This window comes from Parerythrobacter jejuensis (assembly GCF_039536765.1).
Taxonomy (GTDB): Bacteria; Pseudomonadota; Alphaproteobacteria; order Sphingomonadales; family Sphingomonadaceae; genus Parerythrobacter; species Parerythrobacter jejuensis.
In genome coordinates, this window is the sequence record NZ_BAAAZF010000001.1 from 1,462,837 (window position 1) to 1,486,862 (window position 24,026).

The window sequence follows — 24,026 nt, forward strand, 5'->3', positions numbered from 1 at the left end:
TATGGCGCGCGTTACCGTCGAAGATTGCGTCGACAAGGTCCCTAACCGTTTCGATCTCGTGCTGCTGGCAGCCCAGCGTGCACGCGAAATTTCCGGCGGTGCGGAAATGACAATCGATCGCGATCGCGACAAGAACCCGGTTGTTGCCCTGCGCGAAATCGCGGAGCAAACGGTTAAGCCGAAAGAACTGCACGAAGCAGTGGTCACCAACCTGCAGAAAATCCTGCCGGATGATGACGACGATATCGATGAAGTCGGCTCGCTCAGCCAATCGGCAGAAGCGCTTCGGATCACGGCCTCTGCGCCGACCCGTTCGACTTCGATCGGGGCCGAATACGAAGGCTGATCCTTGACGGGGCAGAGTGCCTCATAGCGAACAAGCAAAGGCCGTCCCGCTTCGGGGCGGCCTTTTCGTTTGGCTTCCAAACTTGCAGATCAGGGCCAATCCAGTGAGGCATGGCCCGCGAAAGCGGGGTCGAACAAACGGAAGATTGAAACATGGCCGTGATTGCAGTCTACAGCGTGAAAGGCGGGGTGGGGAAAACCACCCTTGCGGCCAATCTCGCTTGGTGCGCGGCCGAAACGTCAAAACGACGGACCCTCCTTTGGGATCTCGACGCCGCCGGAGGGGCTGGTTTCCTGCTCGGCGTCGATGCCAATGCCAAGAAGCGCGCCGACAGTATCATTTCGCTCCAGCGCGATCCGGGCAAGCTGGTCCGCGCCACTCCTTACAAGCGCCTCGATCTGCTGCCCGCAGACGAAAGCCTGCGCGATCTTGACCGGCAGCTGGCCCAAATCGGTCGCGGCAAGCGCATCGGCAAGCTGAGCAAGGCCTTGGCCAAGGACTATGACCGGATCATCATCGATTGCCCGCCGGTGCTGAACGAGATCAGCGCGCAGGTTGTGCGAGCGGCAGATCTGATCATTGTTCCCTTGCCGCCCTCGCCCTTGTCAGCACGCGCCTTCGAAATGGTGGTGGATGAGGTCCGCGCCAACACCAAGGCGCATCCGCCGATCCTGCCCGTCCTGTCGATGCTCGACATGCGCCGCACTCTCCACCGCGAAGCCCGTGATGCCAATCCGAAATGGCCCGCGATCCCGCAAGCCAGCGCGGTCGAGCAATGTGCCGTGCGTCGAATGCCGGTCGGTGCCTTTGCCGCGCGCAGCCCGGCAGCCATCGCCATGGGCCGATTGTGGACTGCAATCGAACGCAAGCTTGCCAAGGGCAAAAAGAAGGGCTGAACCCGCTCTCGCCAGACCCCGCTGCGCGCGCTATCATACCTGCATGTCGGGGGAAGGTATCGAAGCTGTAGGGCAGATCGCGGAAGGCGGACTGGCCGCGCGTGCAGTCGAGAATGAGGCTGGCGAAGGTGGCCAGCCGGCACCCGGCAAGGGGCATTTTAGCGAGAGTGATTGCCTCAATTGCGGCACCACTCTGGTCGGCACGCATTGCCATTCCTGTGGCCAGAAAGCGCATTTGCACCGGACGCTGACAGCATTCTGGCAAGACTTGTTGCATGGTGCCCTGCATTTCGACGGCAAGATGTGGCGCACGCTGCCCAAACTGTTTTTCAAACCTGGCGAGTTGACGCGCCGCTATATTGCCGGGGAACGGGCCCGTTTCGTATCGCCGATGGCGCTGTTCTTGTTCAGCGTATTTGCGATGTTCGCGATTTTCCAGATGGCAGGAATTTCGACGCCGACCGATATCCAGGGCAATGTCGGCGCGCAGATAGGGGAGGCGCTGACGGCAGAGCAGGCCGAACTGACCGAAGAGCTCGCCAAGCTCGATGAAAGGCTCGCGCAAGACGACCTCCCGGATACGGTCAGGACGGATTTGCAGACGCGCCGAACCAAATTGGCAGAGCGGCTTGAAGGGATGGAAGTTGCCTCTGACCTCGCCTTTATTCGAGAAGGAATTTCGAACAGCGAGCCGGAAGTGACCCGCAACGCCGATGGAGACGTGGTGGTGCCGCTGGGCGATGACGGCGATCAGCAAATGACTATGGGCGCCGACCAGTTTGCATGGGTCCGAGAAGCGATTGGGAAATGGGAGAAGAATCCCGGCTTGATGCTCTACAAATTGCAGACCAATTTCTACAAATTTTCGTGGCTGCTGATTCCGATTTCGGTCCCATTTGTATGGCTGCTGTTCGCCTGGAAAAGACGCTTCAGAGCGTATGATCACGCTATCTTCGTGACCTACTCGCTCAGCTTCATGTCGCTGCTGGTGATTGTTCTGACCATGTCTGGCTTGGCCGGCCTAGCCATCGGCTGGGTCGTTGCCGGTTCCACCCTCTTGCCCGCGATACACATCTACAAACACCTGCGCGGTGCCTATGAATTGTCGCGCTTCAGCACGATCTGGCGACTGGCCGTGCTGTTGTTCTTCATCAATGTGATCCTGATGCTGTTCTTCCAGCTCTTGCTTTTGCTGGGCGCATTCTAGGCACGAAAAAGGGCGCCCGATTGCCCGGGCGCCCTCGTTTCCTGATTGATCCATTGCCCTAGGCGCCCTGCGGAGCCGGGCCTCCACCGAACTTCTTGCCGGCCTTGGGGATTGCAGAGCCACTCATCGGCTTCACCGGTGTCGGGCCCTTCGGTTCGTCGGGACGATCCAGTTTGCCATCCTTGAGCAGCTGGGTGATCTCGTCACCGGTCAGCGTTTCGTATTCCAGCATGGCCTGCGCCAGTAAATGAAGCTTGTCTTCCTGCTCGGTCAGAACATCGGTCGCACGTTTCAGCGCGCCTTCCACCAGATCCTTGATCTCGCTGTCGATCAGCTTGTTGGTTTCGGCAGAGCCCATCGTACGGGCCGACTGGCCCATCCCGAGATAACCTTCCTGCTGCTCTTCATACTGGAGCGGACCAAGCTTGTCCGACATGCCCCATTTGGTGACCATGTTGCGGGCCAGATTGGTGGCATATTGAATATCGGAAGAAGCACCGCTCGACACTTTCTCGTGCCCGAAGATAATTTCTTCGGCCACACGGCCACCCATGGCAACCGCCAGGTCCGCATGCATTTTATCGCGATGATAGGAGTAATTGTCCCGCTCCGGCAGGCGCATCACCATACCCAGCGCGCGGCCGCGCGGGATGATCGTCGCCTTGTGGATCGGGTCCGATGCCGGTTCATTGATGCTGACCAGTGCATGGCCTGCCTCGTGATAGGCGGTCATCTTCTTCTCGTCGTCGGTCATCACCATGGAGCGGCGTTCGCTGCCCATCATGACTTTGTCCTTCGCGTCCTCGAATTCCTGCATCGCCACCAACCGCTTGTTGCGGCGTGCAGCCAGCAAGGCCGCTTCGTTGACGAGATTGGCGAGGTCCGCGCCCGAGAAGCCGGGCGTGCCGCGCGCAATGGTGCGGCTGTTAACGTCAGGCGCCAGCGGCACCTTCTTCATATGGACGGCAAGGATCTTCTCACGCCCGTCGATATCGGGGATCGGCACCACGACCTGACGGTCAAACCGGCCCGGACGCAGCAGCGCGGGGTCGAGAACGTCAGGGCGGTTGGTGGCCGCGATGATGATGATGCCTTCATTGGCTTCAAAACCATCCATTTCGACCAGAAGCTGGTTCAGCGTCTGTTCGCGCTCGTCATTCGAATTGCCAAGGCCACCGCCACGGCTGCGGCCGACCGCGTCGATTTCGTCGATGAAGACGATACAGGGTGCGTTCTTTTTGGCCTGTTCGAACATGTCGCGCACGCGGCTCGCGCCGACGCCGACGAACATCTCGACAAAGTCGGAGCCGGAGATGGTGAAGAACGGGACGCCTGCCTCACCCGCGATGGCGCGAGCCAACAGCGTCTTACCCGTACCGGGAGAGCCGACCAGCAAAGCACCCTTGGGAATTTGCCCACCCAGCTTGGAAAAGCGCGAGGGATCTTTCAAAAATTCGACGATTTCCTCGAGCTCTTCGCGCGCCTCGTCGATGCCGGCGACATCCTCGAACGTCACCTTGCCCTGCTTTTCGGTCAGCATCTTGGCCTTGGATTTGCCAAAGCCCATGGCGCCGCCCGCGCCGCCGCCTTTTTGCACCTGGCGCAAGGCGAAGAACGCGATGCCCAGGATCAGGATAAACGGCAGCGACTGGACCAGGATCAGCCAGAAGATGTTCATCTGCTCGGCCGGTTCGCCCGAATACTGTACTTCGTTTTCTTGCAGCAGCTCGGTCAGGCCGACGTCATTCTCGATCGGAACTGTAGTGAATGTCTCGTCGTTCTTGAGCACACCGCTGATCCGGTCGGGCGCAATCTGCACTTCCTTGACCAGCCCCTGCTCCACCCGCTCGCGGAAATCAGAGTAACGGATCTGCGTTCCCGGCGCCGCGTCCGAGTTGCGGAACATGGAGACAGCCAGCAGCAGGGCGAGGAAAATACCACCCCACATCATCAGGCTCTTCATCCACGGATTCGGGCCGCCCTCATTCGGGTCCTGCGGGGTGTTGTGGTCACTCATGGAGACTCAGGTCCTTTCTAACCTGTGCAATGTAGGTGCGCGCGGGTGAATGGCAAGTTAGCCTTAAGGCGCTGTTCGGCGCATTTGTCGATCACAGCAATCGATCTCCGCTACTCCCGATCCAACCACACACTTGATTGAACGCTCAACTCGTGCTTGATTGATCATTCAACCAAGGAGTGATTCGCGTGAATTCCGCTACTCGTCAAAGGATAGTCATGACGGCGTTGGAGCTCTTCTACGAGAAGGGATTCAATTCGACTTCGATTGCAGACATTCTCAGTCGGAGCCAGGTCCATTCCGGTAGCCTCTATCACTTCTTTCCGGGCAAGCAGGACCTGCTGGTTGCGGTGCTCGAATTCTATCGTGACGGCATTCGCGAGAATCTGCTCGATATCGCATGGGTCAATGTCGACGACCCGATTGAGAAGATATTCGCGCTGCTTAACGGCTATCGTACCGGTTTGCTGATGAGCGACTATCGCCATGGCTGCCCGATCGGCAATCTCGCGCTCGAGATATCCGAACCCGATCCGCGCATTCGTGATCTGCTGCAGATCAATTTCACAAACTGGATCGGTGCAATCGAACAATGCCTCGATCAGGCGGGCGGACGCCTTCCGCAGGGAACTGACAAGCGCGCACTCGCCGAATTCATCCTGACCACCATGGAAGGCGCGATCATGCAGGCACGCACGGCTCAGGACATTTCCGTTTTCGATCGCAATGTCGGCGTTTTGCGCGCGCATATCGATCTGCTGACCGAGAAAGCAAAGGAGCGATCATGACAATCAGATCAATATGGGCCGCACTGGTCCTCGCGGCGCTGAGTGTTGCATCACCGATAGCTGCGCAGGGGCCGGACGTCTTATCAAGAGTCGTCGAGGAAACTGACGGTACTCGCACACTGATACACGAAGCGACAATTGATGCGCCGGTAGACGCGGTGTGGGCCACGCTTTCTACCGCTGACGGATGGAAGGCTTGGGGCCCGCGCGAGGCCTGGTTCGATTTTCGTATCGGTGGATCAATAGAGACATCCTATGTCGCTGGCGCAGCGCCAGGCGATGCACAGAACATCCAGCACCGGATCCTTGCCTATGTCCCCGAGCGGATGATTGCACTCGAAGTGATTAAGGTACCGGAGGGGGCCTTCGAGCCAGGCGTCCTCGATGGCATGTGGGGAGTCTACGAGCTCGAGCCGCTGGAGAACGGCAAGACCCGCCTGCGCATTCTTGGCCTCGGCTACAAATCCGACGAGACGTCGAGCCGGATTCTCGAGTTTTTCAAGAGCGGAAACGCCTATTCGATCCGGATGCTCGAACAAAACCTGAAGCAGGCTGGCGGGCAGTAGGGGCGTCAAACAATGACCATAATCGGGAGGGAATGATGGAAGTGAACTGGATCGCCGTGCTGGTCGCAGCAATTTCGGCCTTTGTTCTGGGCGGCCTTTGGTACGGACCGCTCTTCGGCAAGAAGTGGCTAGCCTATAATGGCATGACCGAGGAGGAAGCGCAGTCCGGCCATCCCGTCAAGATATTCGGCGGAGCCTTCCTGCTATCGCTAGTCGCGGCGTTCGTATTCGCGATGTTCCTCGGCCCCAAGCCGGGCCTGCAATTCGCCGTTTTGGCCGGGCTTGCGGCCGGCCTCTGCTGGGTGGCCGCCACTTTCGGTATCAATTACCTGTTTGCGCGCAGGCCCTTCGGATTGTGGCTGATAGACGGCGGATACGCCACGGCTCAATTTGCCCTTTACGGTGTTGCGATCGGTGCGTTGAGCTAAGCTAATCTATCCGGTCAGTCGGAGCGTACGCCTTCAGAAAGACATCTACTGCACCCTGAATTCGCCGACGGGTCTGGTCGGGGGTGGGCAGAGTACCGAACCGTCGCTCCAAGTCACCCATGCCTTTGCACATGGAAACGAATTGCTCTGCGGCGAGCCCTGGCTCTGGCACTTCCAGCTCTCCCTGCGCCTCGGCGGCGGACAGGAACAACGCGAATGCAGCTTTCATGCGCCAAGGGCCCGCCTCGAGAAAGGCCTCGCCGATGGCAGGTTCGTTCTCGGTCTCTGCAGCGATTCGGCGTTCGAACTGGATCATCTCGGGCCGGGAGAGGAAGGCAAACATGGCTTCGCCGATCACCGTCAGGCGATCGCGAATAGAGGTGCCGGACGCTGCCTCGATCGAGAAATGGCCGCGCATTTTCTCGCATTCACGTTCGACAGAGGCGACGAAAAGGCCGCGTTTGTCCTTGAATTGATTGTAGATTGTGACCTTTGAAACGCCTGCCTTGGCCGCCACACCTTCGATCGAAGTCGCAGCATAACCAACATCGAAAAAGGCATCGGAAGCGGCCGCGACAATAGCGTCACGCTTGGCCTGGTCTGTCGGCCTGCCGATACGGCTTTCGGTCTGGGTTGACAAAGTGAACGGCTCCGTTCAATTAAACGCTACCGTTCAATAATGGCGGTTGCCACTCGAAACAGCAACCCCCACCAGCAGGCAAAGGTTCCCCACCACATGCTCTGGATTGCGATCCGTATGCTCACGGGCGACAAGACCAAGTTCTACGGGCTGGTGTTCGGCATTGCCTTTTCGACTCTGCTCATCACCCAACAGCTGACTATTTTCGTAAACCTGATCGAACGCGGGGCGAGCGGCACATACAATGTGGGCGAAGCCGAAGTCTGGGTCATGGATCCCGTCAGCCGCACCACCGAAGTCAATTTCCCTATGCCCTCGACAGCGCTCGACAAGGTGCGCGGTGTGCCCGGAGTCGAATGGGCCGTGCCGCATTTGCGCGCCGCAGCATCGGTCCGCACCAAGGAGGGCGATCTTGAAGGGGTCGCGATAATCGGGGTGGATGACGCCACTTTGATCGGATTGCCCAAGAATATGGTCGCCGGAAGTATCGATGTCCTGTCCCAGCCGGACAGTGTGATCATCGATGACGTGGGCACCATCAATATGTTCGGGGCCGATGTTGATCCGATTGGCGAGCGACTGGAATTGAATGACCAGCGCGCCGTGGTGCGCGGCATTGCCGATGCCATTCCCAGCTTTACGAGCCAGGTGACCCTCTACACCAAGTACAGCCAGGCTCTTCGCTATGTGCCCGGCACGCGCAACCGGATGAGCTTCGTTCTCGCCGGTGTGGCAGACGGCCAGACCGCAGGCCAGGTCGCCGACAGGATCGAAGAGCAAACCGGACTGAAAGCCGAGACGCGCGATGAATTCGCCCAAGCCGGGGTCGACTTTATCGTCCAGAACACCGGCATTCCGACCAATTTCGGTATCACCGTGGTCCTGGGTTTTGTGGTCGGCGTAGCGATCGTCGGCCTCACTTTCAGCCTCTTCATTCGCGACAACATCAAACAGTTCGGCGCGCTCAAGGCGATCGGCGTTACCAATGGGCGCATCCTGCGCATGGTTTCGGTACAAGCCGGTCTGGTCGGTTTTATCGGCTACGGCCTCGGCGTGCTGGGTACGGTCGTGTTCCTGTGGTCTTTCAGCGGCAACCCGTTCTTCAAGGGCTTCTACATCCCGTGGCAAATCCCGCTGATCAGTCTCGTCGCCGTGGTTGTCATTCTGGCGATCACCGGGACGCTGGCCTTGCGCAGCGTCTTCCAGACCGAGCCGGCATCGGTGTTCAGATAATGGCGACGAAAATGGACACTTCAGCCATCGGAGGCTGCGCACCCGAAGCCGCCATCTGTGCGCGCGGCGTAACCCGCGATTTCACCTCGGGTCAGCAGGTCATCACCGTATTGCACGGGATCGATGTAGACATCCAGCCGGGCGAGTTGACCTTCGTGGTGGGCGAATCCGGATCCGGCAAGACGACGTTGATTTCGATCATGTGCGGTATCCTGTGGCCGACCAAAGGCGACATTCGCGTGTTCGGGACGGATATCTACGATCTGTCCGATACCGACCTGGTCAATTTCCGGCTCGAGAATATCGGCTTCATCTTCCAGCAGTACAATCTGATCCCTTCGATCGACGCTGCCTCCAACGCCGCCGTACCCCTGATCGCCAAAGGGATGGATCGCATCGAGGCGCGGGAGAAGGCGAAACTGATGCTGGAAAAGCTCAACATTCTCGACCAGGCCGACAAGCTCCCCAGCCAGCTTTCCGGTGGCCAGCAACAGCGTGTCGCCATTGCCCGCGCCCTGGTGCACGAGCCGCGACTGGTTGTGTGTGACGAGCCGACCGCCGCGCTTGATGCGAATTCGGGCCGCCGCGTGATGGACCTGCTGCGCGAAGTGGCTGTGGCGGAGGACCGCGCCTGCATCATCGTAACCCACGACAACCGCGTATTCGACCTCGCCGACCGTATCCTTGTGCTCGAGGACGGCAAGATAACCCATGACGGCACAGACATGCCGGACGGCCACTAGGAATAGATCATGGCTCTTCTCCCCGAAAATTTCAGTTTCTCCCGCAAGGCGCTGCCGGTCATTGCCGTGATCGGCCTCGTCCTGGCAGTCATCTTCATCTGGAACGGCCTGCCCGATCGCCAGCTGGAAGAACCAGAGCGCGAACCACCGCGAGCGACCGGCGATCTCGCCAATGCCGCGCGCGTCGCCGGAGCCGGCGTTGTCGAGCCGTCGAGTGAGACGATCCAGATCGGCACCGCATTGTCCGGCCTGGTGACGGATTTACGAGTGCAACCGGGTGATTTCGTCGAGAAGGGCCAGCCGCTCTTTACTGTCGACACGCGCGCTATCCGCGCGCAGTTGCAGCAGGCCAATGCTTCGATTGGTGAAGCACGCGCCACTATTGCCGAGGCGCAAACAGCCCAGGCCACAGCATCACGACAACTCGCGCTCTATCGCAATGTCGATGACCCTGCTGCGGTCAGCCAGTCCGAAGTCATTCGCGCCGAGGGCGAGGCATCGGCTGCGCGGACCCGTTTGCAACTGGCCCGGGCCCGCCTCGATGCGGCCCAGGCGCTGGCAGGCAGTGCCCGCACCGAGCTTGGCCGCGCGACAGTGCGCGCACCGATTGCGGGTGAAATCCTGGCGGTGAATATCCGTCCGGGTGAGTTCCTTTCGACCATGGGCGGGGGTTCCACACCCTTCATAGAAATGGGCGAAACCAGGCCGCTTCACATCCGGGTCGATATTGACGAGGAACAGGCTCCGCGCGTTGCCATGGGCGAGCCTGCCATCGTCTCGCCTAGGGGCGCAGCCGATCGCCAGGTGGAAGCCACTTTCGTCCGTGCCGAACCATTGGTGGTGCCCAAGCGGTCGCTGACCAATAGCGCCAGTGAGAGAGTTGATGTTCGCGTGCTGCAGGTGATCTACCAACTGCCCGAGACCGACGGCCTGTTCCGTGTCGGCCAGCAAATCGATGCCTTCATCCCGGCCAAGACCAACTCTGAACCCGCGAAGGCAAGCAGCCAAGCGGAGCAGGGAGAATAGCGATGCGCGCTGCCTATCCCCTGGTCGCAGCGCTCGCTCTGGGCGCATGTGTCGCCGGGCCACCGCCTGAAATCGACACTACGCCTCCTCCTTTGCCGGGCGAATTCGCGTTCACACCTGATAGCGCTACCGGTGCATCGCTGGCTGCCTTGCTGCCCAGTGGCGATCCGGCTTTTGCCGACCTGTCTGCACTGGCATTGTCCGATGCCCCCACTCTGGCGCAAGCTGCCGCACGGATCGAAGCCGCACGAGCCGGAGCGGCTGGCGCGGGCGCGAACCGCCTGCCCAACATCACGGCTGATGCATCGATCACCGGCACCCGCACCAATCCCGCGCAATTCGGAGGTGCGCTACCACCCGGTATCTCGATTGATACCGAGCAGGTCGCCTATGGGGCCAATTTGCGTGCAAGCTGGGACCTGGACCTGTTTGGCCGCCTCCGCGCGCGCGAACGCGCCGCCATGGCCCGACTGGGTGCCGCTACTGCCGAAGCCACTGCGGTCCGGAATGCCTTGCTGGCGGAGATCGCCGCATCGGTGATCGACTGGCGCACCCTCGCCGCACGTCAGAATGCCTTGCAACAGGATCTGGAAGCTTCCGAGGGCCTAGCCCGCCTTGCCGGAACCCGCGAGCGGGCGGGATTGTCGCCCGGCTTTGACCGGGTCCGCGCCGAAAGCGTTGCCGAGGCCAGCCGCAGCAGGATCGCTGCACTGGCCAGCGAACGCGCGCGCATCGCGGGTCGCTTGGTGACACTGACCGGCCAGCCGGGCCAGAAAGTACTGGAATTGCTCCGGCAACCGGCACCCGACCCGGCCCAACCCGCCGCCCCGGCATCCTTGCCCAGCCAATTGCTTGCCAACCGGCCGGATGTCCTTGCTGCCGCAGCCAATCTGGCAGCTGCTGACGCCGAATTGGCCGCATCGGCTGCCAACCGCTTCCCGCAGCTCACGCTTTCTGCTGCCTTGGGACTGCTGGCGTTCGACCTCGGCAATCTTTTTGACGATGGCTCTGCGGTCGGCACCGCCGGCGGTTCATTGCTGGCACCTTTGCTCGATTTCGGGCGCATCCAGGCGCAGATTGATGCCTCGGCTGCCGACAAGCAGCTGGCCTTTGCCAGCTATCGTAATGCTGTTTTCACCGCACTGGGTGATGCCGAGACTGGCTACGGACTGGTCGCGGCCGCTGATCGCGAACTCGCCGCCGCTGAGCGCGAGACCGCCAGTGCCGAAAGGGCAGCCAAGCTCGCCGACACGCGGTATCGGGCTGGCCTGTCAGACTTCCTGACTGTGCTCGAAGCCAGGCGCGCCGCCGATGCCAGCGGCGAGCGAGCCGCAGCGGCGCGGGGCCGTGCCGAACGCGCCCGGGTCTTATTGTGGCAAGCGCTCGGGGGCGATCAGCCGACCAGCCGGTCTATCAGCCAGTAAGTGCCGGTGATCCCTATCGCATAGCTGGCAATACGGATGACAGGCTCCAGACGGGCAGGCTGGATCAGGCGCAGCGCCGCGATCGCAAGCAATACCAGCGCGACCACGGCCAGCTGGCCGGCTTCGACGCCCAGATTGAACGATATGAGGGCGGCAGGCACGTCACCTTCGGGCAGGCCGATTTCGTTGAGCGCACCGGCAAAGCCGAAGCCGTGGATCAGGCCGAACAGAAAGGCGACAAGCCACGGCCAGCGGCGCGTCCAGGTCATGCTATCGCGGCGCAGGCCCTCGACTGCCAGCAAGACAATCGATAGCGCGATGACGGCTTCAACCGGCCTACCTGGCAGGCCGACCAACCCCAGGGTCACACCCGCCAGTGTCAGCGAATGCGCCACGGTAAAGGCGGTAACGGCCTTGGCCACATCCCAACCGCGCCGGACCAGCAGGACCAGCGCAATCACAAACAGCAGGTGGTCCCACCCTTCCAGGATATGCTCGATCCCGAGCACGAAATAGCTACGCCAGACTTCCCAGCCCGTGGGCTCTGCGATGATGGTCGCAATGGGCGCGTTTTCGGTGAGGCGGAATGTCTGCACCGGGTCTTCCAGCGGTGCGACCCGCAGCAAGACGTCACCACCGCCGAAAATCGCCTCGAACCCGATCTGCCCGCCTGCCACCGGGCCGCTACATTGGACCGTGGCCGATCCAATCAGTGCCAGCGGGGCCGAACGTGCAACGGGCTCCCCAAGTATTGTACAAGCTTCAGGCAAGATCGGCACCGCCAATTCGGCAGGGCCAGGCGCAGGCAAGGGTTGTTTCCAGTTGAGTTGCCATTGATCGGCGGCGATCTCTGCGAATTCGACAAAGCCCGGTCGCAATTCATCCGCCCATGCCGGGACAGCCCCCACCAACGTGGCGGACACCAGCGTGGTAATCGCCAACAGGCGAGCAATCACCGGTCGATCTCTACGGTGTAGGCATCGCGCAGAAGGGCGTAGGCCTGGTCTTCGCGCGATTGCGCCGTGGCAAGGCGCCAATCATTCGTCACACGCTGGCGAATATCGGCGAGCGCCGGGATGCTTTCGCTTTTGCGTGCACGCAACCGCACCATGTGCCAGCCAAGACCGGACCGGACAGGGCCGCTCCAGGCATTGCCAACCTCCATCGCAGCAAGTTCGTCGGCAAAGGCTGTGCCGAATTGCGCGCCGACCGCTTGCAATTGCCGCTCCTCGACAACAGCAGGCAGCGAAACCGGCTCACCGACACTGCGCCAATCCTCCCCGGCAGATTGCAGCTGCGCTGTCACTGCGTCCGTATCAGGCGCCTGTGCGAACCAGACCTGGTCGAAACTGGCTGTGCTCTTATCGGCATAGCGCGCAGCATTGGCTGCAAACCACTCTTCCAGTTCGGAATCGCTCGGTTCGACCGCTTCGGCAGAGGAAGCGGCGAGGAAGTCCATCTTCTTGGCCAGGCGTCGGCGCACCACCGGATCGCCTGCATCGAGGCCCAGCCGCAGGGCTTCGCGATAAAGGACCTCCTCACGCACCCATTGCTCGATCAGCCCGTCCAGCTCGCTATCGGTGGGCGGGCGCTGCACGGTACGTTCGAACTGCAACGCGATTTGCGCCTGCGTTTCGCGGTCGACATCGATTAACCTGCTGGCAGGATCAGTTTCTTCGCCCCGCCACGCGAACAGGGCAAATATCAGCAGCCCGCCAAGCAGGAAATGGACGAGTGGTTCGCGCACCCATTGGCGCGCGCGCTCTTCAAGTGTCACGCATCATCGCTCTTCGGCAGCAGCCAGATGGGTGAGGTATAGGCGCGTTCCTGCACCACCTTCACCACCTCGTCCGGCAAGGTCAGGTCAAACATGATCGCATCGAACAAGACCCACCGTGGGGTCGGGATTTCAATCACCCGGACATAGTAGAAAGCGCGCTGGCCCTCGCGATATTCCGGATCGGACCAGACCGTGCGCAATTGGGCTGCGCCGATATCGTTGGTGTAGCTTGCCTTGCTTTCGTCGACCGTGCTGCCAATGGCCGGAACCTTGCTACCCACAGCCGCGCGGTTTTCCTGGTCGGCCCAAACCACATCGAACACGCGTTCCTGCGTTTGACCGCTGGCATCAACCCAGCCTTTCACCACCTGGACACGGTCCAGATTGGCGCCCTCGGGATCCTTAAGTGCTTCGATCACAAAGCTCGGCGCGCTGCCCCTATCATCCAGTACGCCGCCCATCGGCACACCATTGGCATAGCCGTTTTCGACCCAGTCCGTGCCGAAGGAATTTTCGCCGAAATCAAAGCCTCCGAAAACCCGCACACTCATGCGCGAACCGGTGGTGGCGTAAACTTCACGGCGTTTGAAAGCATCGAAGATCTCGGCCCGCGTGTTTCCGCGCGCCCAAGCCGCAGCATACCCGCTGGCCAGGTAATGCCAGCCAAATCGCCCCTGCCGCGTCCCGAGGTTCTGGCCTCTCATCGCTCTTTCGGCTTTTGGCTCATTGCCCGTGTGCTTGCCGAAGAAATTATCCTCATCCGCCGTAGCGAGCGCTGTATGCGAATCCGTCGATCCGATCAGACCGAAGCGATAGGGATTGACGCCCAAGCGCTGCTCGATCGAAAGGCCACGTTTGAGCGCCTCACGAACGTAGCTGCCGCCATACATGTCTGGCGTGGCCCGCTCGTTCATTGGCAAGTTGCCAAGCTCCCACCCCCACACGCCGTATCCGGCGAATTCGTCATTGGGCGAAAGGAACGGGTGGCTCTCGCTATCACCCTTGATCTGTGTGACTTCAACCACAGGCTCCCAACGGGCGCGTTTGGATGCGTAATCCTCGCTCATCGGCTGGCCATCAGGGCCTCTCATTTCGAACATGATGCCATTCGACAGGTTCGAATTATGCGGAATCGCCAGCGCCCCACCACCGGTGCTTTCTTCGTAGGCGGCCAAATAGTCCCACAGCCCTTCGACTTCGCCATCGAGGCCGGGATAGGGCAGAGTATCGCCAATCGTCGGCGCCCCGTCACGGAACATCACCACACGGTGGAGGTTGTTACCGTCCGGCATCAGCGTCCATTCGAAGCCTGCGAACGCGGTGAACTTGCCCGGTTCGTTGAACAGGTCGACGATCCGCAAATGCTCCTGCCAGATGTCTTGCGTGGCTTGCCGGTTGGCTTCCGGGTCGCGCATCGCTTCGGGAATTTCGTCATTGGCCGCTGCATCAATCAACTCTGCCACCGCCCGAACGGAATCGTCACCGCCCGCACGCAGCATTTCCTGCCAGCGCTTAAGCGTCGGATCGCGCACCAGGACGCTCGGCGCATTCATCAACCTCTTGGTAGCGCCAAGAGCGTCCGAGTGGTCGGCAATCACGAGAAAATCGAGCGGCCTTGCCAGTTGCGCTTCCCGGCCCGTGGTCGATGTGACTTTGTCGCCGCGCGCAAACCTCAGCGCCTCTTCGGGTCCGATCCGGACACCGAAGCCAAACGCATCGACGGAGTTGTCCGTATGCAAGTGCGTGTCGCCCCAATAGACACGATCGGGGTAAGCTGCGAGTTCGACAGAGCCTTCGCCATTGCTGGCCTGGGTCGCATTCGCACGCTCCTTGAACATGCCAGTGTACCACGCCGCGCCACCAGCGAGCGCCACTGCCGCGACACCGGCCGCGATCCATCTCTTGCGCATGGTTCCCCTCCCTATGCGTTTTGTTATGCAACCAGACTGCGCACGCGCTACCCAAACGTCAAGGGCGAGGCGACGCCATAGCGCTGCCCCGCCCCGGAAATTGCGACCGAATTCTCCCCGACTACATCGAACGCGCAATCAGCATTTTCATCACTTCGTTCGAACCACCGAATATCCGTGAGATACGGCTGTCGCGATACATTTTCGCAATCGGGTATTCGTTGATGTAACCCGCGCCGCCATGCAGCTGGAGACATTTATCGACCACTTCACTCTGCAGCTCGGTGACCCAGTATTTGGCCATCGCGGCGGTGGCGACGTCCAGCTCGCCTTTGAGCAGCTTGGCGATGCAGTCATTGACGAATACCCGCGCTGCGGTGCCACGGGCCTTGAGATCTGCGAGGACGAACTGCGTGTTCTGGAAATCCCAGATCGTTTGTCCGAATGCCTTGCGCTCCTTGACATATTCGAGGGTGGTTTCGAGTGCTTTCTCGATCCCGGTGGCCGCGCCCATGGCGATCACAAGCCGCTCCTGCGCAAGCTCGCCCATCAACTGGTAGAAGCCCTTGCCTTCGACCCCCCCGAGCACATTCTCTGCCGGCACGAAGACATTGTCGAAGAACAGCTCCGACGTATCTGCCGCGTCCAACCCGATCTTGTCGAGCTTCTTGCCACGCTCGAAGCCTTCCGCGCCTTCGGTCTCCAGCAGCATCAGCGAAATGCCTTTGGCCCGTTCGTTGGGATCGGTCTTGGCGACCACCACGATGAAGTCCGCTGTCTGGCCGTTGGAGATATACGTCTTGGACCCGTTTATGCGGTAGCCATTACCATCCTTGAGCGCCGTCGTGGTGATGCTCTGCAAGTCGGAACCGACACCCGGCTCGGTCATGGCAATCGCGCTGACCAGATCGCCGGTGACCAGCTTGGGCAGATATTTCTTCTTCTGCTCTTCCGTGCCGTGGCGCACGAGATAGGGCAGGATGATGGTGTTGTGCAGGCTAGCTGCGAAGCCGTCGACGCCGTGCTTGGCCTGTTGGTCAAGAATGACCATATCATGACGGAAATCACCACCGTGGCCGCCATATTCTTCCGGTACCGAGACGCCGAGCAAGCCCGCAGCGCCCGCTTCGTTCCAGAATCCGCGCTCTACCTGCCCGTTGTCGCGCCAGCTTTGCACGCGCTTTTCCGGTGCATGCTGAGCAAAGAACTTGCCCACGGCATCGGCGAAGATCGAGATCTCCTCGTCTTCCATGAATTCGGGCTGGGGTACATCAATCGCGGGCATGGATTATCCTCTCACATGTTTTTCGTGTTGCCACGCACCGTATCATGTCGGTAGCGGACTGCAACGCATTCAAAAGACCGTAACCGACCCCCTGCAGCGGAGCGCCCGATGGAATTGATAGGCCCGACTTCACAAAGCTTCATCAGCCAGCGCACACGGCTGCATTATGCAGACTGGGGCAACGAAGATGCCCCGCCTCTGATCCTTCTGCATGGCGGGCGTGACCATTGCCGAAGCTGGGACTGGATGGCGGAAAAGCTGCGCAAGGATTGGCATGTCATCTGCCCCGATTTGCGCGGACATGGTGACAGCGAGTGGACCAATACCGGCGTCTACACAGTCAGTTCCTATGTTTATGATCTCGCCCAGCTGATCCACCAGCTGGAGCTCGCCCCGGTGACCATCGTTTCGCACTCGCTCGGCGGCAATGTGACCATGCGCTACACCGGGCTTTATCCCGAGAACGTGCGGCGATTGGTGGCGATCGAAGGCCTTGGCCCCAGCCCCAAGGTGCAGGAAAAGATCGCCGAAACGCCCTGGTACGAACATCGCAAGCAATGGATGGAAAAGAAACGCGATGCCTCTGCGCGCTCGATCAAGAAATACGATACGTTCGAGGCCGCGCTGGACCGGATGCACGAAGCGAACAGCTATCTCAGCCGCAGCCAGGCCGAGCATCTGACCCGCAACGGCGCGATCCGCAACGAGGATGGCACCTGGAGCTGGAAGTTCGACCCGCACCTCCACGCCTGGCCGCAAGACGATATCTCGCTGGCGCAGCTGGAAGAGCTATGGGGCCGGATAACCTGCCCCACCCTGCTGGTCTATGGCAATGACAGCTGGGCCTCCAACCCTGAAGACGACGGGCGCATGGTCCACTTTGGCGACAACGTGAAGGTCAGCGCCTATGAACGCGCCGGCCACTGGGTGCATCACGACCGGTTCGATGATTTCGTGGCCGAGGTGCAGGCGTTTATTGAATGAGCTGAAGGGTCGCTGATAGCGACCCAATCATGATCGTGGCGTTCTGGCCGAAGCAATTCTAGCTTGGCGAGCGCCAGTCGGGCCCGCTGATCGCAAATTCGCGCGCCTCGAGTTGATCGAGCACGCCGTCCTGTTCGGCCAGGACCCGCAGTGGGACGACTGCCAGCGTCACGCCGCTATCCCTCGCTGCGTCGGCGATCATGCCGGTCCACTGGTCGCGGATCTCGTCGCCCAGATCATCGTCGGCCCAAGGCCAACACGTACCGAGCGCGATTTCGAGGGGGTTTGCCATAACTGCGGGCACATCGAATTTGCGCCAGGCATTGCCGCGTGCCTCGACAATGTCCTGCCCGGCCTCGGTCGCGCTCATGGCCGCTTCCAGGCAAGGAATGTGGCTAGCAGGCTCTGCCTCGGCGAGATCGTCAAGCAAGTCTTCGCCGCGAAATCGCTCTGGCCGGGTGATCGGCACATCTGCCCTGTCAGCAGCCTTGCGAACAATATCCGTCGCGTCCTTGGTCGTGTCATCATCGAAATCCAGACGCCGGGCAAGCAGATCGAAGGACGACATCAGAAAACTACGCCGGTCGTATTTGACATCATACTTGGCCTCGAGCGCGGCCAGCCGCGTGCGCTGGCCAGGGGTCAAATAGTCCGCCGCGACCGACCCATCGGGCAATTTGGTAAAGCTCCCACCGCGAAAGATCAGCCGCAAGACATCACCCGGCGAGAATTTCGGGCTGGCGCGCAGGATCACCCGGCTCGCTTCGGCGGTTGCTTCTTTCAGCCGATCGGGCTGCCACGGAGTGCTCTTGGGCACTGCACGTATCTCGCCGACGAGAATGATTGTGCCGGTCGGGGTATCGATGGTCCACATCGGCGCGCCCGAGCGCTGCGCCGTTACGACGATTTCGTGGGGGGCCGATGGCGCCTGAGCGATAGCGGGCACGCCAAGAGCGAAAACTGCGGCACACGCAGTGGCAAAGCGAAGACGCGGTGACATGGCCATGCCCCGTATCGACTGCTGGCTAGACGCCGGGTGAACGCGGTGGCTTGAGTCGATCAACCCGCACCACTTTCCCCTCAAATCTCCCGCGAAATCACTTCCTTCATAATCTCGCTGGTACCGCCAAAGATGCGGGTGACGCGGGCGTCGCGCCACAGACGGGCGATAGTGTATTCGTTCATATAGCCAGCCCCGCCATGCAGCTGCAACGCAACGTCTACGGCTTTCCATTGCATCTCTGTATGCCACAGCTTGGCTGCGCTGGCCTCGCCCGTGGTCAGATTGCCATCCAGATGCCGCTTGAGCGCCCAGTCCAGATGGGCCCAGCCCACCTGCAGATCCGTTTTGAGGTCTGCCAGCGTGAATTTGGTGTTCTGGAATTCGAACACAGTCTTGCCGAAGGCCGCGCGTTCCTTTGTGAACTTTACCGCCTCGTCAAACGCGCGTTGAGCCCCGGCCTGGCAGCCGATGGCAATAGAGAGACGCTCTTGCGGTAGCTCTTCCATAAGGTGGATGAAACCCATGCCTTCCCCGCCCAGCATGTTGGTCTTGGGCACGCGGCAATCGTTGAAGAACAGCTCCGAAGTGTCGGCCGAATGCTGGCCAATCTTGTCGAGATTGCGCCCGCGTTCGAAGCCAGGAGTGTCGGCATCGACCAGGATCAGGCTGGTGCCCTTCGCGCCCTGGGTCGGATCGGTCTTGGCAACCACAATCACCACATCGGCATTCTGGCCATTGGTGATGTATGTTTTCGAACCATTGATGACGAGGTGATTGCCGTCTTCCTTGGCCGTGGTGCGGATGCCCTGGAGATCGGATCCTGCGCCCGGCTCGGTCATGGCAATCGCGGTGATGATATCGCCGCTGATCATGCCAGGCAGATACTTCGCCTTCTGCTCCGCGCTACCCAGCCGCTCGAAATAATTGACCGTGATGTCGTTCTGCAGCGTGAAACCGGCGGCGCTGCCCATATAGGACAGCTCCTCGGCAATGACCGCATTGTAGCCGAAATCCAGGCCGAGCCCGCCATTCTCTTCGCTCACCGTGGGGCACAGCATGCCCGCATCACCGAGTGCCTTCCATGCCTCACGCGGGACGATGCCCTCTTCCTCGTGCTGGTCGAGAAAGGGCTCCATATGTTCGGCGAACACCTTTCGCACCGTGTCGCGGAACATGTTGTGATCGTCATTATAGGCGAAGCGGTTGGCCAGATCGAGCATCGGTATCAGTCCTCTTAGTTCACAGTGCCGGCATCGCGCAGCGCGGCACGTTCGGCTTCGTTCAATCCCAGCGATTCCAGAACCGCGTCGGTATCGTCTCCGGGCATGGGCGCGGGCTCGGGCGTCGCTGTCGCAGTGCCTGAATAGCGCGGCGCCGGCGCAGGCTGCGTGTCTCCGCCCACATCGATGAAGGTATCGCGCGCCACATTATGCGGGTGCTGTGCCGCCTCGCTCATGGTCAGGACCGGAGCGTAGCAGACATCGCTATGCTCCATGATCGCATCCCATTCCGCGCGGGTTTTGCCCTTGAACAGAGCCGTCAGCTTGTCTTTCAGCGCCGCCCATCCCGCCGGGTTCATCTGGGCATCGAAATCGGCATCTTCTTCCAGTCCGGCGCGCTTGCGCAGCTCGGCATAGAATTGCGGCTCGATACTGCCGAGCGAGATGAACCTGCCATCGGCGGTTTCATAGGTGTCGTAGAAATGCGCCCCGGTATCGAGCAGGTTGACGCCAAGCTGTTCGCTCCACGTGCCGGTGTTTTTCATGCCGTGCATCATGGCCATCAAGACGGCGGTCCCATCGGTCATCGCAGCATCGATCACCTGGCCTTCCCCGCCCCGGGCAACACTCAGCAGCGCCGAGACCATTCCATAAGCGAGCATCATTCCGCCGCCGCCGAAATCGCCGACCATATTGATCGGCGGGGTCGGCTTTCCGCCCTTGCGGCCAAAATGGGCCAGCGCGCCAGCAAGCGCGATGTAATTGATATCGTGCCCGGCATAGGGGCAGTAGGGGCCGGTCTGCCCCCACCCCGTCATCCGGCCATAGACCAGCTTGGGATTGTCTTTCAGCAGCTCTTCGGGGCCAAGGCCCAGTCGCTCCATCACGCCGGGGCGAAAACCCTCGATGATGCCATCCGCACTTGCCGCCAGTTTTCGGGCCAGAGCCACGCCCTCTTCCGATTTCAAATTGAGCGCAATCGACTTGCGTCCGCGAGCCAGCACATCCTTGGTCGTGATGGGCTGCGATCCACCGCGTCCGCCGGTGGCCCGGTCGACCCGGATCACTTCGGCACCGTGATCAGCCAGCATCATTCCGCAGAACGGGCCGGGGCCGATCCCGGCAAATTCTATGATCCGGATACCATCAAGCGGGCCGCCTTTTGTGCCTTGGGCCATTATTTGCCCTTCCAATTGGGTGCGCGTTTCTCGGCAAAGGCAGCGGCGCCTTCGCGGGCATCTTCGCTCATGAAGATCTGCGGCATCAGCTTGCCCTGCTCGGTCCAGCGGTCCGCCAGAGGCCAGGCGCGCGATTCTTCGATGATCTGCTTGGAAACCTTGACCGCCAGCGGGCCGTTGGCAGTGATCTTCTGTGCCAGCTCGATTGCGGCATCCAGCGCCGCGCCGTCGGTTAGCTTATTGATCAGGCCCAGCTCATAAGCGCGCTTGGCGTCGATGAATTCACCCGTCAGCGCCAGTTCCATCGCGATTTTCGGCGGGATCTGGTCGGGCAGTTTCATCAGGCCGCCAGCCGCTGCCACCAGCCCGCGCTTGGCTTCCGGAATACCGAATTTCGAACCCGAATTGGCGACGATCAAATCGCAGCTGATCATCAGCTCCATTCCGCCTGCCAAAGCGTATCCTTCAACCGCCGCAATCAGCGGTTTGGCCGGCGACTTTTCGGTCAGACCGCCAAATCCGCGCCCTTTCACTGAGGGCGTCTCGCCACGCAGGAAACCCTTGAGATCCATGCCCGAACAGAACGTGCCACCGGCACCGGTCAGGATGCCGACACGCAGCGAATCGTCTTCGTCCAACCGGTCGAGCGCAGCCGCAATCGCTTCCGAAGCCGCTTTGGTCATCGCGTTCTTTGCTTCGGGCCGGTTGATGGTCATGATCAAAATGCCATCGCGCACTTCCGTCAGCAGCTCGTCCGTGGTTGCATCGCTCATATCTGTCGCCTCTCCATTTTGATTTGAAACTTTCCTTGTGTCGCTGCTGGCCAAGCTTTACGGAAACGTCAAGCCACAGTTTTGACCGGACTTTTGGCCGGACACATACACCATTGGAGAGGACATCATGCCCGAAGCCTATATCGTAGACGCCTGCCGCACGCCGCGCGGCATCGGCAAAGTCGGCAAGGGAGCGCTGGCGGCCGAGCATCCCCAGCATCTTGCCGCAACTGTTCTGAAAGCGCTCAAGGATCGCAACAATCTCGACACGGCGACGGTCGATGACGTGATCTGGTCGGTCAGTACGCAGGACGGGAAACAAGCGGGCGATATGGGCCGCATGGCCGCGCTCGATGCAGGATATGACATCACCAGCAGTGGTATGACGCTGGACCGTTTCTGCGGCGGCGGCATCACTTCGGTGAACCTCGCAGCAGCACAGGTCATGTCGGGCATGGCCGATTGCGTGGTCGCTGGCGGCACCGAAATGATGAGCCTGACCGCAGAGATGAGCAAAGCCAAGATGCAGGCCGGGATCGCCCCGCCGATGATGGGCAGCTATAACGAGCGTCTTCAGGCCAAACATCCACAAAGCCATCAGGGCGTGTGCGGCGATGCCATCGCCAGCAAGGAAGGCTTCACCCGCGAAGAGCTGGACGAAGTCGGCTATCGCAGCCAGCAGCGCGCTGCGCAGGCCATTTCCGAAGGCCGCTTCGACAAATCTGTAGTGCCAGTGGTCGATGACGAGGGCAATGTGATCCTCGACAAGGAAGAGTTCCCCCGGCCGCAAACGACCATGGAAACGCTTGGCCAGCTGGAGCCTGCCTTCACCAAGATAGCCGACGTGCCGCTGGACAAGAACGGCACCACATTCCGCGGTCTGGTGAACCAGAAATACCCGGATCTCGAAATCGAGCATTTCCACCATGCCGGCAACAGTTCGGGCGTGGTCGATGGCGCTGCCGGCGTGCTGGTGGCAAGCAAGGAATATTGCGAGAAACATGCCCTCAAGCCGCGTGCCCGCATCGTTGCCACCGCCAATATGGGCGATGATCCCACGCTGATGCTCAACGCGCCTGTCCCGGCGGCCAAGCGGGTTCTGGAAAAGGCCAAGATGACGCTCGACGATATCGACCTGTTCGAAATCAACGAGGCCTTCGCCGTGGTCGCCGCAAAATTCGTACGCGACCTCGATCTCGATTGGGACAAGGTCAATGTGAATGGCGGTGCGATTGCGCTCGGCCACCCGATCGGCGCGACCGGTTCGATGCTGATCGGCACCATGGTCGACGAGCTGGAACGGCAGGGCAAGAAGACCGGCCTGGTTACGATGTGCGCAGCGGGAGGCATGGCCCCGGCCATCGTGGTGGAGCGGGTCGACGGCTTCGTCGACTGATTACGCTTTCATAAATCGAGGAAGGGCGCGGCGGCTTGAGCTTCCGCGCCCTTTCTGTTTCAGCTGTTGCCGAGAGCCTTGATAAGTTCGTCCATCAAAGTCGAACCATTGGGCATGATCGGCTGCTGCGAGGCAATCCGGAAGATCTGCTCGGCCTTCTCCTGATTGCCCTGCGATTGCTCCCACAACATGGCTGCAAGAGCCGTCGAGAACGCTTCCCGATCAAGTCGCTTGGCGACTTCGATCCGGCGTTCCGCACTTTCGGTATCGCCTTGCAGCAACTCGATCACCGCAAGCGAGCCGTGCGCTTCGCCAAACGTGTCGTCATGCTTCAGGGCCGTCTCGAACCGGTCACGCGCAGCGTCGAGATCGCCGCCGATGAAATGCGCCCAGCCGGCCGCAATCCAAGTGCCGAGATGATCGACAAACTGCTCTGCCCCTTTGTCGAGCCGGGTCGCCGCGTTCTGCGCGTTACCCTCGGCCAGATCGACCAGGCCCAGCCCGATTTCCGCGCGGGGATTGAAGGGCCGCGTTGCCAGCGCTTTCTCATACTGCCCACGCGCGTCGTCCAGCTTGCGGTCGCCCAGATCCAGCGTCGCCAATGTGGTCAGCGCATCAGGGTGATCGCCGCCCTTTTCTGCAGCCGCACGCGCAAGATCGGGATCGTCGACATCCATGGCGAGAACTGACGCCGCAGCCTGTAGCGGACCGTAGTCGGGAAACTTTTCAAGATAGGCATGCATCTTCCCGGCCGCCTCGTCGAAGTGACCCAGCTCGTGCTCGATTTGCAGATCGAGCATCGCGGCTTGCGGCAAAGCCTCGACCACATCTGCCTCCAGCATTTCAGCCGCGCCTTCGAAATCCTTGGCGAGCGCCTTGCTCCACGCAATGTTGAAGCGCAGCCCGGGATCGCCAAGATTGTCATCCAGGGCCTTCGCAAACCATAGCTGGGCTGCCTGCTGGTCTCCGCTGCGCATGGCGGCGATCCCGGCGGCATTGGCATCTCCGCCCGCCAGTGGTTCGATCGCCTCCAGCCGCTTGAAGAATGCCGTCGCATCTGCCGGTTGGTCGGCTTCCAAAGCTGCTTGCGCGCAATCTGCCAGCAAGGCCGGGTTTTCCGGATCGGCCTTGAGAAAATCCGCCAGCCGTTCCAGCTTCTCGACACTGTCTTGCGATGCCATAT

The 24,026-nt window shown here is 60.7% G+C and carries 23 protein-coding genes; 12 read left to right on the forward strand and 11 right to left on the reverse strand.

Translation table 11 applies throughout. The features are described from left to right. Position 1 precedes the first annotated feature (1 nt). The 3 genes from rpoZ to ABD653_RS07280 all read left to right on the forward strand — a co-directional run bounded on the left by rpoZ (position 2) and on the right by ABD653_RS07280 (position 2,449). Complete coding sequence (rpoZ, locus tag ABD653_RS07270) at positions 2 to 346, forward strand: DNA-directed RNA polymerase subunit omega (RefSeq protein ID WP_160778063.1); 345 nt, start codon at positions 2 to 4, stop codon at positions 344 to 346. A gap of 152 nt (positions 347 to 498) precedes the next feature. Continuing rightward, positions 499 to 1,242 carry a ParA family protein gene (locus ABD653_RS07275; protein WP_160778064.1) on the forward strand — a complete coding sequence of 248 codons (744 nt, stop codon included), beginning with the start codon at positions 499 to 501 and terminating at the stop codon, positions 1,240 to 1,242. Between the two features lie 43 nt (positions 1,243 to 1,285). Next, entirely contained in the window at positions 1,286 to 2,449 is a 1,164-nt protein-coding gene (locus tag ABD653_RS07280) for a DUF3667 domain-containing protein (protein WP_160778065.1), read from the forward strand. Between the two features lie 58 nt (positions 2,450 to 2,507). Here the strand turns inward: ABD653_RS07280 and ftsH are convergent, their stop codons facing one another. Then, positions 2,508 to 4,466 carry an ATP-dependent zinc metalloprotease FtsH gene (ftsH, locus tag ABD653_RS07285; RefSeq protein WP_160778066.1) on the reverse strand — a complete coding sequence of 653 codons (1,959 nt, stop codon included), beginning with the start codon at positions 4,464 to 4,466 and terminating at the stop codon, positions 2,508 to 2,510. 188 nt (positions 4,467 to 4,654) lie between these two features. Here ftsH and ABD653_RS07290 point away from each other — a divergent pair, with 188 nt between their 5' ends. The 3 genes from ABD653_RS07290 to ABD653_RS07300 are packed head-to-tail and all read left to right on the forward strand — an operon-like array spanning position 4,655 to position 6,248. Next, on the forward strand, positions 4,655 to 5,254 hold the full coding sequence (locus tag ABD653_RS07290) for a TetR/AcrR family transcriptional regulator (protein ID WP_160778067.1): 600 nt from the start codon (positions 4,655 to 4,657) through the stop codon (positions 5,252 to 5,254). Further along, a complete protein-coding gene (locus tag ABD653_RS07295) occupies positions 5,251 to 5,820 on the forward strand; it encodes an SRPBCC family protein (protein WP_160778068.1) in 570 nt (189 codons plus the stop codon). The genes ABD653_RS07290 and ABD653_RS07295 overlap by 4 nt, the downstream gene beginning before the upstream one ends. A 32-nt stretch (positions 5,821 to 5,852) precedes the next feature. Next, a complete protein-coding gene (locus ABD653_RS07300; RefSeq protein WP_160778069.1) occupies positions 5,853 to 6,248 on the forward strand; it encodes a DUF1761 domain-containing protein in 396 nt (131 codons plus the stop codon). Between the two features lies 1 nt (position 6,249). Here the strand turns inward: ABD653_RS07300 and ABD653_RS07305 are convergent, their stop codons facing one another. Further along, entirely contained in the window at positions 6,250 to 6,888 is a 639-nt protein-coding gene (locus ABD653_RS07305; protein WP_160778070.1) for a TetR/AcrR family transcriptional regulator, read from the reverse strand. Between the two features lie 96 nt (positions 6,889 to 6,984). On the opposite strand from ABD653_RS07305, the gene ABD653_RS07310 reads away from it, so the two are divergent. The 4 genes from ABD653_RS07310 to ABD653_RS07325 are packed head-to-tail and all read left to right on the forward strand — an operon-like array spanning position 6,985 to position 11,314. After that, entirely contained in the window at positions 6,985 to 8,121 is a 1,137-nt protein-coding gene (locus ABD653_RS07310; protein ID WP_160778071.1) for an ABC transporter permease, read from the forward strand. 11 nt (positions 8,122 to 8,132) lie between these two features. Beyond that, complete coding sequence (locus ABD653_RS07315) at positions 8,133 to 8,864, forward strand: ABC transporter ATP-binding protein (RefSeq protein ID WP_160778072.1); 732 nt, start codon at positions 8,133 to 8,135, stop codon at positions 8,862 to 8,864. Between the two features lie 9 nt (positions 8,865 to 8,873). Next, entirely contained in the window at positions 8,874 to 9,890 is a 1,017-nt protein-coding gene (locus tag ABD653_RS07320) for an efflux RND transporter periplasmic adaptor subunit (protein WP_160778073.1), read from the forward strand. 2 nt (positions 9,891 to 9,892) lie between these two features. Further along, entirely contained in the window at positions 9,893 to 11,314 is a 1,422-nt protein-coding gene (locus ABD653_RS07325) for an efflux transporter outer membrane subunit (protein WP_199801069.1), read from the forward strand. Here the strand turns inward: ABD653_RS07325 and ABD653_RS07330 are convergent. The 4 genes from ABD653_RS07330 to ABD653_RS07345 all read right to left on the reverse strand — a co-directional run bounded on the left by ABD653_RS07330 (position 11,284) and on the right by ABD653_RS07345 (position 16,289). Beyond that, the gene (locus tag ABD653_RS07330) at positions 11,284 to 12,270 is read right to left on the reverse strand and encodes a HupE/UreJ family protein (protein ID WP_160778074.1); all 987 of its coding nucleotides are present in this window, start codon (positions 12,268 to 12,270) and stop codon (positions 11,284 to 11,286) included. The genes ABD653_RS07325 and ABD653_RS07330 overlap by 31 nt on opposite strands. Next, the gene (locus ABD653_RS07335; protein WP_160778075.1) at positions 12,267 to 13,091 is read right to left on the reverse strand and encodes a peptidyl-prolyl cis-trans isomerase; all 825 of its coding nucleotides are present in this window, start codon (positions 13,089 to 13,091) and stop codon (positions 12,267 to 12,269) included. Before ABD653_RS07335 ends, ABD653_RS07330 begins: the two co-directional genes overlap by 4 nt. After that, positions 13,088 to 15,004, reverse strand: a complete 1,917-nt coding sequence (locus ABD653_RS07340) for a DUF3604 domain-containing protein (protein ID WP_160778076.1) — start codon at positions 15,002 to 15,004, stop codon at positions 13,088 to 13,090. Before ABD653_RS07340 ends, ABD653_RS07335 begins: the two co-directional genes overlap by 4 nt. A 121-nt stretch (positions 15,005 to 15,125) precedes the next feature. After that, positions 15,126 to 16,289 (reverse strand): acyl-CoA dehydrogenase family protein, encoded by a 1,164-nt coding sequence (locus tag ABD653_RS07345; protein ID WP_160778077.1) that lies wholly within the window; start codon positions 16,287 to 16,289, stop codon positions 15,126 to 15,128. Between the two features lie 108 nt (positions 16,290 to 16,397). On the opposite strand from ABD653_RS07345, the gene ABD653_RS07350 reads away from it, so the two are divergent. After that, positions 16,398 to 17,273 carry an alpha/beta fold hydrolase gene (locus ABD653_RS07350; protein WP_160778078.1) on the forward strand — a complete coding sequence of 292 codons (876 nt, stop codon included), beginning with the start codon at positions 16,398 to 16,400 and terminating at the stop codon, positions 17,271 to 17,273. Positions 17,274 to 17,331: 58 nt separating this feature from the next. On the opposite strand, the gene ABD653_RS07355 is transcribed toward ABD653_RS07350, so the two are convergent. The 4 genes from ABD653_RS07355 to ABD653_RS07370 all read right to left on the reverse strand — a co-directional run bounded on the left by ABD653_RS07355 (position 17,332) and on the right by ABD653_RS07370 (position 21,447). Next, positions 17,332 to 18,273: a TraB/GumN family protein gene (locus ABD653_RS07355; protein ID WP_234032113.1), complete on the reverse strand. Its 942-nt coding sequence runs from the start codon at positions 18,271 to 18,273 to the stop codon at positions 17,332 to 17,334. 80 nt (positions 18,274 to 18,353) lie between these two features. Further along, positions 18,354 to 19,496 carry an acyl-CoA dehydrogenase family protein gene (locus ABD653_RS07360; protein WP_160778079.1) on the reverse strand — a complete coding sequence of 381 codons (1,143 nt, stop codon included), beginning with the start codon at positions 19,494 to 19,496 and terminating at the stop codon, positions 18,354 to 18,356. 14 nt (positions 19,497 to 19,510) lie between these two features. Then, positions 19,511 to 20,674, reverse strand: coding sequence for a CaiB/BaiF CoA transferase family protein (locus ABD653_RS07365; RefSeq protein ID WP_160778080.1), 1,164 nt, complete (start codon positions 20,672 to 20,674; stop codon positions 19,511 to 19,513). Continuing rightward, the gene (locus ABD653_RS07370) at positions 20,674 to 21,447 is read right to left on the reverse strand and encodes a crotonase/enoyl-CoA hydratase family protein (protein WP_160778081.1); all 774 of its coding nucleotides are present in this window, start codon (positions 21,445 to 21,447) and stop codon (positions 20,674 to 20,676) included. The genes ABD653_RS07365 and ABD653_RS07370 overlap by 1 nt, the downstream gene beginning before the upstream one ends. Positions 21,448 to 21,574: 127 nt before the next feature. On the opposite strand from ABD653_RS07370, the gene ABD653_RS07375 reads away from it, so the two are divergent. Then, complete coding sequence (locus ABD653_RS07375; protein WP_160778082.1) at positions 21,575 to 22,843, forward strand: acetyl-CoA C-acetyltransferase; 1,269 nt, start codon at positions 21,575 to 21,577, stop codon at positions 22,841 to 22,843. A gap of 59 nt (positions 22,844 to 22,902) precedes the next feature. On the opposite strand, the gene ABD653_RS07380 is transcribed toward ABD653_RS07375, so the two are convergent. Further along, positions 22,903 to 24,024: a tetratricopeptide repeat protein gene (locus tag ABD653_RS07380; protein WP_160778083.1), complete on the reverse strand. Its 1,122-nt coding sequence runs from the start codon at positions 24,022 to 24,024 to the stop codon at positions 22,903 to 22,905. Positions 24,025 to 24,026 lie beyond the last annotated feature (2 nt).